General features: G+C 66.1%; 8 protein-coding genes and 1 pseudogene. 6 read left to right on the top strand and 3 right to left on the bottom strand.

Translation table 11 applies throughout. The features are described 5' to 3' along the window. The coding region (locus tag Q1V87_RS01110; RefSeq protein WP_300590493.1) for an NADP-dependent oxidoreductase at nt 1–834 on the bottom strand (834 nt) is incomplete at its 3' end. A 109-nt stretch (nt 835–943) separates the two neighbouring features. On the opposite strand from Q1V87_RS01110, the gene Q1V87_RS01105 reads away from it, so the two are divergent. Then, the gene (locus Q1V87_RS01105) at nt 944–1696 is read left to right on the top strand and encodes an IclR family transcriptional regulator (protein WP_300590492.1); all 753 of its coding nucleotides are present in this window, start codon (nt 944–946) and stop codon (nt 1694–1696) included. Between the two features lie 94 nt (nt 1697–1790). Next, entirely contained in the window at nt 1791–2966 is a 1176-nt protein-coding gene (locus Q1V87_RS01100; RefSeq protein ID WP_300590491.1) for a 4-hydroxybenzoate 3-monooxygenase, read from the top strand. Between the two features lie 15 nt (nt 2967–2981). Here the strand turns inward: Q1V87_RS01100 and Q1V87_RS01095 are convergent, their stop codons facing one another. Continuing rightward, nucleotides 2982–3482: a MarR family transcriptional regulator gene (locus tag Q1V87_RS01095; protein WP_300590490.1), complete on the bottom strand. Its 501-nt coding sequence runs from the start codon at nt 3480–3482 to the stop codon at nt 2982–2984. 79 nt (nt 3483–3561) lie between these two features. On the opposite strand from Q1V87_RS01095, the gene Q1V87_RS01090 reads away from it, so the two are divergent. Further along, nucleotides 3562–4230 carry an acyl-CoA dehydrogenase family protein gene (locus tag Q1V87_RS01090; protein WP_300590489.1) on the top strand — a complete coding sequence of 223 codons (669 nt, stop codon included), beginning with the start codon at nt 3562–3564 and terminating at the stop codon, nt 4228–4230. Here Q1V87_RS01090 and Q1V87_RS01085 read toward each other — a convergent pair. Continuing rightward, nucleotides 4163–4930 carry an aldehyde dehydrogenase family protein gene (locus tag Q1V87_RS01085; RefSeq protein ID WP_300590488.1) on the bottom strand — a complete coding sequence of 256 codons (768 nt, stop codon included), beginning with the start codon at nt 4928–4930 and terminating at the stop codon, nt 4163–4165. The two genes, Q1V87_RS01090 and Q1V87_RS01085, sit on opposite strands and share 68 nt — an antisense overlap. Nucleotides 4931–5277: 347 nt before the next feature. On the opposite strand from Q1V87_RS01085, the gene Q1V87_RS01080 reads away from it, so the two are divergent. From Q1V87_RS01080 to Q1V87_RS01070, 3 genes and pseudogenes are all read left to right on the top strand, one after another. Next, nucleotides 5278–6774 (top strand): aldehyde dehydrogenase family protein, encoded by a 1497-nt coding sequence (locus tag Q1V87_RS01080; RefSeq protein ID WP_300590487.1) that lies wholly within the window; start codon nt 5278–5280, stop codon nt 6772–6774. 104 nt (nt 6775–6878) lie between these two features. Next, nucleotides 6879–7388 carry a MarR family winged helix-turn-helix transcriptional regulator gene (locus tag Q1V87_RS01075; RefSeq protein ID WP_300590486.1) on the top strand — a complete coding sequence of 170 codons (510 nt, stop codon included), beginning with the start codon at nt 6879–6881 and terminating at the stop codon, nt 7386–7388. 143 nt (nt 7389–7531) lie between these two features. Further along, a pseudogene (locus Q1V87_RS01070) lies at nt 7532–7781 on the top strand (methylenetetrahydrofolate reductase); the annotation flags it as partial.

The following is a 7781-nucleotide window of genomic DNA, read 5'->3' as shown; positions in this document are numbered from 1 at the left end:
GGTCGCCACGACGGGGAAGACGATTCTGCCGGCGGCAATGTCTTCGCCGAGGGCCCTCAGGTTCTCGGGCGTGCGGGCTGCACGCTCGACGTTGTGCACTCCCAGCTCATCGAGGGCCGCGTAGGCGGCGATCGCGACCATCCGGTCGACCGAGACGCCAAGTTCGATTCCCGCATCCAGTGCGTCGCGGCCGTGGCAGTCCATGACCGCGGTGATCTCGCCGAGATGGCGCACTCGCTCGGCGAGCCCCTCGCCGTACTCAACCGGCTCGATCCCGAGCGACCGCAAGAAGTCGTGGTTGGCCACGGATGCCGAACCGATCACCCGCGCGCCGCGGGCGATCGCAAGCTGCGACGCCACGAGACCGACAGCGCCGCTCGCGCCGCCCACCAGCACGACATCGTCCTCGCCGACCGGCACCGTAGCCAGACACGAAACCGCCGTGAGACCGGCAACATGCAGGCCACCCGCCACCTCGACCGCGAGCCCCTCGGGCCGCCGTGCGATCTCTGCGGCATTCGCGATCACCTGCTCGGCGATCGCACCCGCAGCGCGACCCATGACGGCATCCCCGACAGCGACCGGCGTGCCATCCGGGTAGGCAGCCCCCTCACCGGCTGCAAGGACTGAGCCGGCGAAGTCTCCACCGATCCGTCGCGGGAACGGGGCATCCGACGGAATGAGTCCGCCACGAGCCTTGGCATCGTAGGGGTTCAGCCCGGCAGCTTGAACAGCGACCAGCACCTTCCGTGCGCCCGGCGAAGGGTCTTCGACCTCGGTCACGAACAGGACCTCGGGTCCTCCGACTTCGTTGTACATCGCTGCGCGGGTCATACCTCGAGCGTAGCGAGGCGGGCGCCGATGCGGACCGAGCAGGGCGATATGAATCCGCAGGGAAACCTCGACGGCTGCGTGGTCGATCGGCACATGCCAAGCTGTCGCCATGGCGAACTCGCCCACCGGTGACTCGATGACAGAGCGCATCGTGCGCGTCCTGGAGACCTTCACGTCCGAACGGACCGTGCAGTCGGCATCCGAGATCGGTCGACGGTCGGGGCTCCCGTCCTCCAGCGCCCACCGCATCGTGGATGACCTCGTTTCGGCCGGCCTGCTCGATCGGGACGAGGATGCGCAGATCCGCCTGGGCATGCGCCTGTGGGAACTCGCCCTGCGCGGATCCTCGGCACTGCGGCTGCGCACGGCGGCGCTCCCGCACATGGAGACGGTGCAAGCGTCGATCCGCGAGCACACGCAGCTCGCCGTGCGCGAGAAAGATGAAGCGCTGTTCATCGAACGTCTCTCGCATCCGGATGCCGGTGCCAACATCACCCGCATCGCTGGTCGGCTTCCGCTGCACGCCTCGTCGTCGGGCCTCGTCCTGCTCGCCTACGCGCCGGCGGCGGTGCGCGCGAGTGTTCTGGGCGGCCCGTTGCGCGCCGTGTCAGGCGAGACCATCACCGACCCGCGGACACTCGAGCGCGTGATTGCGGGGATCCGACGCGACGGTGTGGCTATCGCGCCCGGATCGATTCAGTCGGTGTCCACGGGTGTGGCGGTTCCGCTTCGCCACGAAGGCGAAGTCGTGGCCGCGTTATCCGTCGTGCTTCCCCGGGATGCCGACCCGACGCCGGCAGTCGCCGCGCTGCGGGATGCAGTCGCAGCGATCGAGAGCGATCTTCGACGCCAGCGACTCTGACCGCGATCTGGTCCCGTTCAATGGGAAAGTGCCGGTTCGAACCGGTCTGATGTTGCAGACTCGGCGGAGACCCGCATCCGTCGAAGGAGACGCCATGTCCACCGTCCGCACTCAGGTTGCCATTGTCGGCGCCGGCCCCGCCGGGCTGCTGCTGTCACACCTTCTTGCCGCCCGAGGCATCGACTCGATCGTGCTCGATCAGCGCACCCGCGAGGAGATCGAGAAGACGATCCGCGCCGGCATCCTGGAATACCCCACCGTGCAGCTCCTCGACGAGACCGGCGCCTCCCCGCGCGTGAAGTCTGTCGGAAACCGCCACGACGGCATCGAGCTTCGGTTCCAGGGCGAGGGGCATCGGATCGACTTCCCCGCGCTCACGGGTCGCAGTGTCTGGCTCTTCCCGCAGCACGAGGTGCTCATCGACCTGATCGCGGTACGCCTGGCTGCCGGGCAGGATCTTCGGTTCGGTGTCACCGTCGACCGTGTCGAAGACATCGAGACCGATCGACCCCGCGTGTTCGCGACGAACCCTGACGGCTCGCCGCTGGAGATTGAGGCCGACTTCATCGTGGGCGGTGACGGCTCCCGCAGCCTGGTCCGCGCCGCCGTCACCGGATCGTCGACCGGCGGATACTTCCGCGAGTATCCGTTCGCCTGGTTCGGCATCCTGTGCGAAGCGCCACCAAGCTCGGAAGAGCTGATCTACAGCAACTCCCCAAGCGGCTTCGCTCTCATCAGCCAGCGCAGCGCCACCGTGCAGCGGATGTACTTCCAGTGCGATCCGGAGACCGATCCGAACGCGATGAGCGAGGCCGAGATCTGGGAGACCCTGCAATCGTGCGTTCCCGGCACGACGCTGCAGGACGGGCCCATCTTCCAGCGGGACGTGCTGCGGTTCCGCAGCTTCGTCGCTTACGAACTGCGGCGCGGACGCGCGGCCCTTGTCGGGGATGCCGCCCACACCGTTCCGCCGACGGGAGCCAAGGGCATGAACCTCGCCGTCGCCGACGTCGTACTGCTCGACCGGGCACTCGGAGCGCTGCTCAACGACGGCGACGAGCGCCTGCTGGATTCTTACGCCGAGACGGCCCTGCAGCGCATCTGGAAGGCTCAGCACTTCTCCTGGTGGATGACGAGCATGCTGCACCTGACTCCCGAGGCATCCGACTTCGATCGCCGCCGCCAGATCGGCGAGCTGCGTTCGGTCGTCGAGTCCGAAGCAGGCCAGACCTACCTCGCGGAGGCCTACACGGGCTGGCAGTTCGCGTAAGGAGCCGGGCGCCACTCAGCGGTCGGGAGTAACCTCGACCGCTCCCGCCATCACGCGCAGCGCGTGCGCGAGTGCCTCGCGCTCGGAGCCGTCGAGAGCACCGAACATCTCGCTCTCGACCTCGCGCGCAAGCTCCTGGGCCCGGGCGAGCAGGTCCCGGCCAGCCGGCGTCGCTACGACGACGTTGGCGCGCCGGTCATTGGGGTCGGGCTCGCGCTCGACGAGCCCGCGAGACTGGAGCTCGTCGATGAGAGCGACGATCGGACTCGGATCGAGCCGCAGAAACTCCGAGAGCTCGCGCTGGGAGGGACGGGCGTTGTTGGCGGCAATGGCCAGCACCGAGTACGCGCGAACCCGCAGATCGACAGCCTGAAGCGCCGCATTCACCCGCGAAACCGACACCGCATTAGCGCGAGCCAGCAGAAATGCCAGGTCGTCCCCAACCGGTGTGCGCCACAATCTCTCCGAGCGGGCAAGGGGCTCTGCCGCTCGTGCCTGATCGTTTGCGGTGGACACCCGGCGATTGTAGCAATTCGCTGCCGAACACAATCGTTGAACTTGACAATCATTTGAGGACGCAGCCACAATCCTCACCATGAGCAGCGTCGCCGTACCCCGCACGATCTTCGACGAGTCCCACGCCGACTTCCGAGACACCGTTCGCCGGTTCGTCCAGCGCGAGGTGTCGCCCCACCTGGATGCCTGGACAGAAGCCGGACGCGTCGATCGGACCCTCTTCGCGAAGGCTGGCGAGACCGGACTGCTCGGAATCTCGGCCCCGGCTAGCAACGGAGGCGGGGACGTCGACGATTTCCGCTACAACGCGATCATGATCGAGGAGCTCGCTACCGCCGGCGCGACAGCGGTGTCGATGTCGCTGTGCGGCATCAATGACCTCATCGCGCCCTACCTCATCGCCTTCGGCTCCGACGAGCAGAACGACAGGTGGCTCACTCCCCTGGTGGCTGGCGAGAAGATCGGCGCTATCGCGATGACAGAGCCCGGAACCGGCTCAGACCTGGCATCCATCGCGACGACCGCACGACCCGACGGTGACGACTTCGTGCTCAACGGAGCGAAGACCTTCATCTCCAACGGTCTCCTCGCCGATTTCGTGATCGTCGTCGCTCGAACGGATGCCGACGCCGGTCGAGACGGATTCAGCCTCCTCGTCGTGGAGGACGGGATGCCCGGGTTCACCCGCAGCGGCCCCCTGAAGAAGATCGACCTGGGCGCACAGGATACGGCTCTCGGCGCATCGTGATCCACCGAGTCTCGGTTAAGGCATCGATGTTGGCCTGGGCACCTCCGTGGCGTGAGCCCGTGCCGGATGCTCCGGTTCCGCCGAAGGGCGTGTTGGCCTCGTCGTTCACGGTCTGATCGTTGATGTGCACGATCCCGGTCGGGATCTGCTGTGCGAGGTCCCACCCCGCGAGCGCGTCCTTGGTGACGATGCCGAGGGACAGGCCGTAGTCGGTCGCCGACGCGAGCGCCACGGCCTCCTCGTCGGTCGAGAACTTCACCACCGACGCGACGGGTCCGAAGACTTCTTCGCAGTAGGCGGGCGCTTCTGCGGGCGTGTTCGCGAGCACTGTCGGTCGGTAGAACAGGTCCTCGTAGGTGCCGCCCGCGCGCAGCTCGGCGCCGCTTGCGACGGCATCCATCACCAGGGCGTGTACCCGATCGCGCTGTACCTCATCGATCGCCATCGCGATGTACATCGCGACAGCGGCGTGACCCTTGCTGAGGACGAACCGATCGCGGGTCGGATTGGCGAGGTTGGTGGGGTCGACATTAAGTCCGTACTCGAACAGCACGGTGAAGATGTCGGCAGAGGACAGATCACCGCCGATGTGCACTGCTCCCTCGTACGTACCGCACAGGTTCAGGAGCTTCTGACGAAGCTCGAAAGCGAGATCCTCGAGTTCCTCGACGCTCCGACGCTCCTGCGCTACAGGGGACATTCGACCCATCACATGCCTCCTCATCGATGACAGGAGAGCGACGGACCGCGGGGGTCATCATCGACTCTCGTTCGGGTTGCCACCGGCTCAGCCGGGGCGATGCGAGTGACGCTAACACAAACTCATTTACAAGTAAACAGGAATGCACCTAAACTCGATTCAGCGCTCACTGACACCGAATGCAGCCCTTCGCAGAGGGGCGAAGTGCGGTCGATGAGGTCGCCCCAATCCGAGAAAAGGATCCCGGGGGGTCCAGTGACGCTGCACAATGGACTCGCGCGCCGCCCGGCGCGGGGCGGGTGCTTCGGCATCCGAATCAGGGAAGACAACACACAGAGAGGTGCAGGATGTCTGACACGTTGACGCAGGCCGGTGTACGGACCGGACTGTTCATCGGGGGAACCGAGCGGTTCACCGACGAGACGCTGAAGATCGCGGACCCCGGGAAGCCGGGCGCGGTTGTCGGCGAGGCAGCAGCAGCTTCGCAACAGGATGTCGCGGACGCGGTGGCTGCCGCGAAGGAGGCTTTCCCGGCGTGGGCGGCCCTGGGCGCGAAAGAGCGCGCCCGTTTGATGGCAGAGGCGATCGCCGGAATCGCGGATGACCGCGACGACGACGCAGCGATCCTGTCGCAGGAAAACGGCAAGGTCCGTTTCGAGGCCTGGGTTGACGCGCTCGTGTTCGAGATCCGCTGGAACCTCGCGCTCATGCTCGCTGACGAGGTCGACACCGACCACACGCTGCCCGCGGTTCCTGGTGCGATCCCGGTCGACACGAAGGTGTCATACCAGCCGCTGGGCGTGACCACGATCATCGTGCCGTTCAACTGGCCGATCGCGATCCTCGGCGCGGCTCTCCCCCACGCGCTGCTTGCCGGCAACACCGCGATCGTCAAGCCGCCGCTGACCGCGCCGCTTGCCACCGCGAAGCTCGTGCAGCGCGTCGCCGAAAAGCTCCCGCCCGGGGTGCTGAACATCGTCACCGGCAAGGACGAGAACATGTCGGGCCTGATCCAGAACACCGATATCGCCAAGGTGTGCTTCACCGGTTCCGTTAACGGCGGCAAGCGGATGATGGAGATGGCCTCCAAGACCCTCACCCGCGTCACGCTCGAGCTCGGTGGGAACGACGCCGCGATCTTCCTCGAGGATGCCGTCATCGACGACACCCACCTGGACCGCCTGTACGCGGCGATCTACGACACCACCGGGCAGATCTGCATGAATGCCAAGCGCGTCTACGTGCACCGCTCACGCCTCGACGAGGTCGTGAACGGTCTGTCCGACCGCCTCAACAAGGCTGTCATCGGCTACGGCCTGGACGAGGGCACCACGATGGGCCCCCTGCACTCCTCGGCGCAGAAGGCATTCGTCGAAGAGCTCATCCAGGAGGCGAAGGATGCCGGCGCCGATGTTCGTGAGTTCGGCGAACTCCCCGGCGGTGAGCTCGCGGGCGGCAACTTCATGCGCCCCGCGATCGTGGTCGACCCCGACCCGAGCCTGCGCGTGGTCACGATGGAACAGTTCGGCCCCGTCATCCCCATCATCCCCTTCGACACCGAAGAGGAGGCCATCCGCCTCGCCAACGACACGTGGGCGGGCCTGTGCGGATCGGTGTGGACGGGAAGCCCCGACGCTGCGCAGCGCGTCGGCGGCGCCCTCGAGTGCGGGTACGTCTGGGTCAACGACCACGGCGCGACCCGCCTTGACCTGCGCGCACCGTTCGGCGGCATGAAGCAGTCCGGCATCGGTCGCGAGCAGGGTATCGAAGGCATCCGCGCTTTCCAGGACACCCGCTCGATCGCAACCATCGACCCCGAAGCCCTCGCGGCGATGGCTCACTGAGAACTACCCTCACTCGATCGGGGCCGGGCAGATTCCTCGCTCGGCCCCGATCGTCTACTACCGTCACTTCCAACCCGAACATCATCCGACGCGCGAAGGACCACATGGACCGGCTCGATCCACGCATCCAGTGGGAACCCCTCCAGAACACCGTCGACCCCGATAACTTCACGCCGCGCCTGCTGGCGCTGCTGTCGAACGCGCTCGTGTGGCGCGAATCGAACGAGCTGAGGCGCCGATTCGGCCTCGGCACCAACGACTGGCGCGTGATCTCGGTCCTAGCGCTCAACCCCGGATTCTCTGCGACAGAGGTCTCCGAGTTCATCGGAGTCAACAAGGCAGTGGTCTCCAAAAGCGTCAACACGCTCGTGGGCCGCGGTCTGATCGTTCTGCTGGACGGCCCGCGGGGATCACGGCCGATGTATCTGACGACCGAGGGCGTCCAGATGCACGACGATATGCTGCCGATCTCGATGAGGGGCCAGGACATCGTTCTCGCCCACCTCTCGCACGAAGAGATCACGAACCTCAACGCGTTGCTGCAGCGCATGCTGGTCGATGCGCGGGAGCTCCAGATCCTCGAGAACGAGACAGCCGCAAACCAAGCGCGCTGATCACGCCTTCCGAGAAGGGGATACCTGACAACGTGTCGGTATCCCCTCCTCGCTGTCACCCCTCTGGACATTCCCTATGTCCATAGGTAAAATCGCCACGTACTGCAATGACGCACTCCTGGCAGCGGAAAGGACCCCTCGCCATGGCGAACACCAAATCATCGACGACGACCGAGTCGGCCAGACGACTCGTCGAGGGATACTCGCTCGAGATCACGGGCAAGGAGAAGGACGTCGTCGGCTTGACCGAAGCTGCGCCGCTCATCCCTGCCGGCACGAAGGTCAACGTGACCTTCCTCGGCAACGAAGACCTTCCGATGCGGGTAGCTGCGGCCAAGGCCGTCACCGAGCTCGGGTTCGTCCCCGTCCCGCACATCTCTGCGCGCCGCATCG

The organism is Microbacterium sp., assembly GCF_030149085.1.
GTDB lineage: Bacteria > Actinomycetota > Actinomycetes > Actinomycetales > Microbacteriaceae > Microbacterium.
The sequence above is the reverse complement of the archived record's forward strand: the minus strand, read 5'-3'. Positions and strand labels throughout refer to the sequence as shown.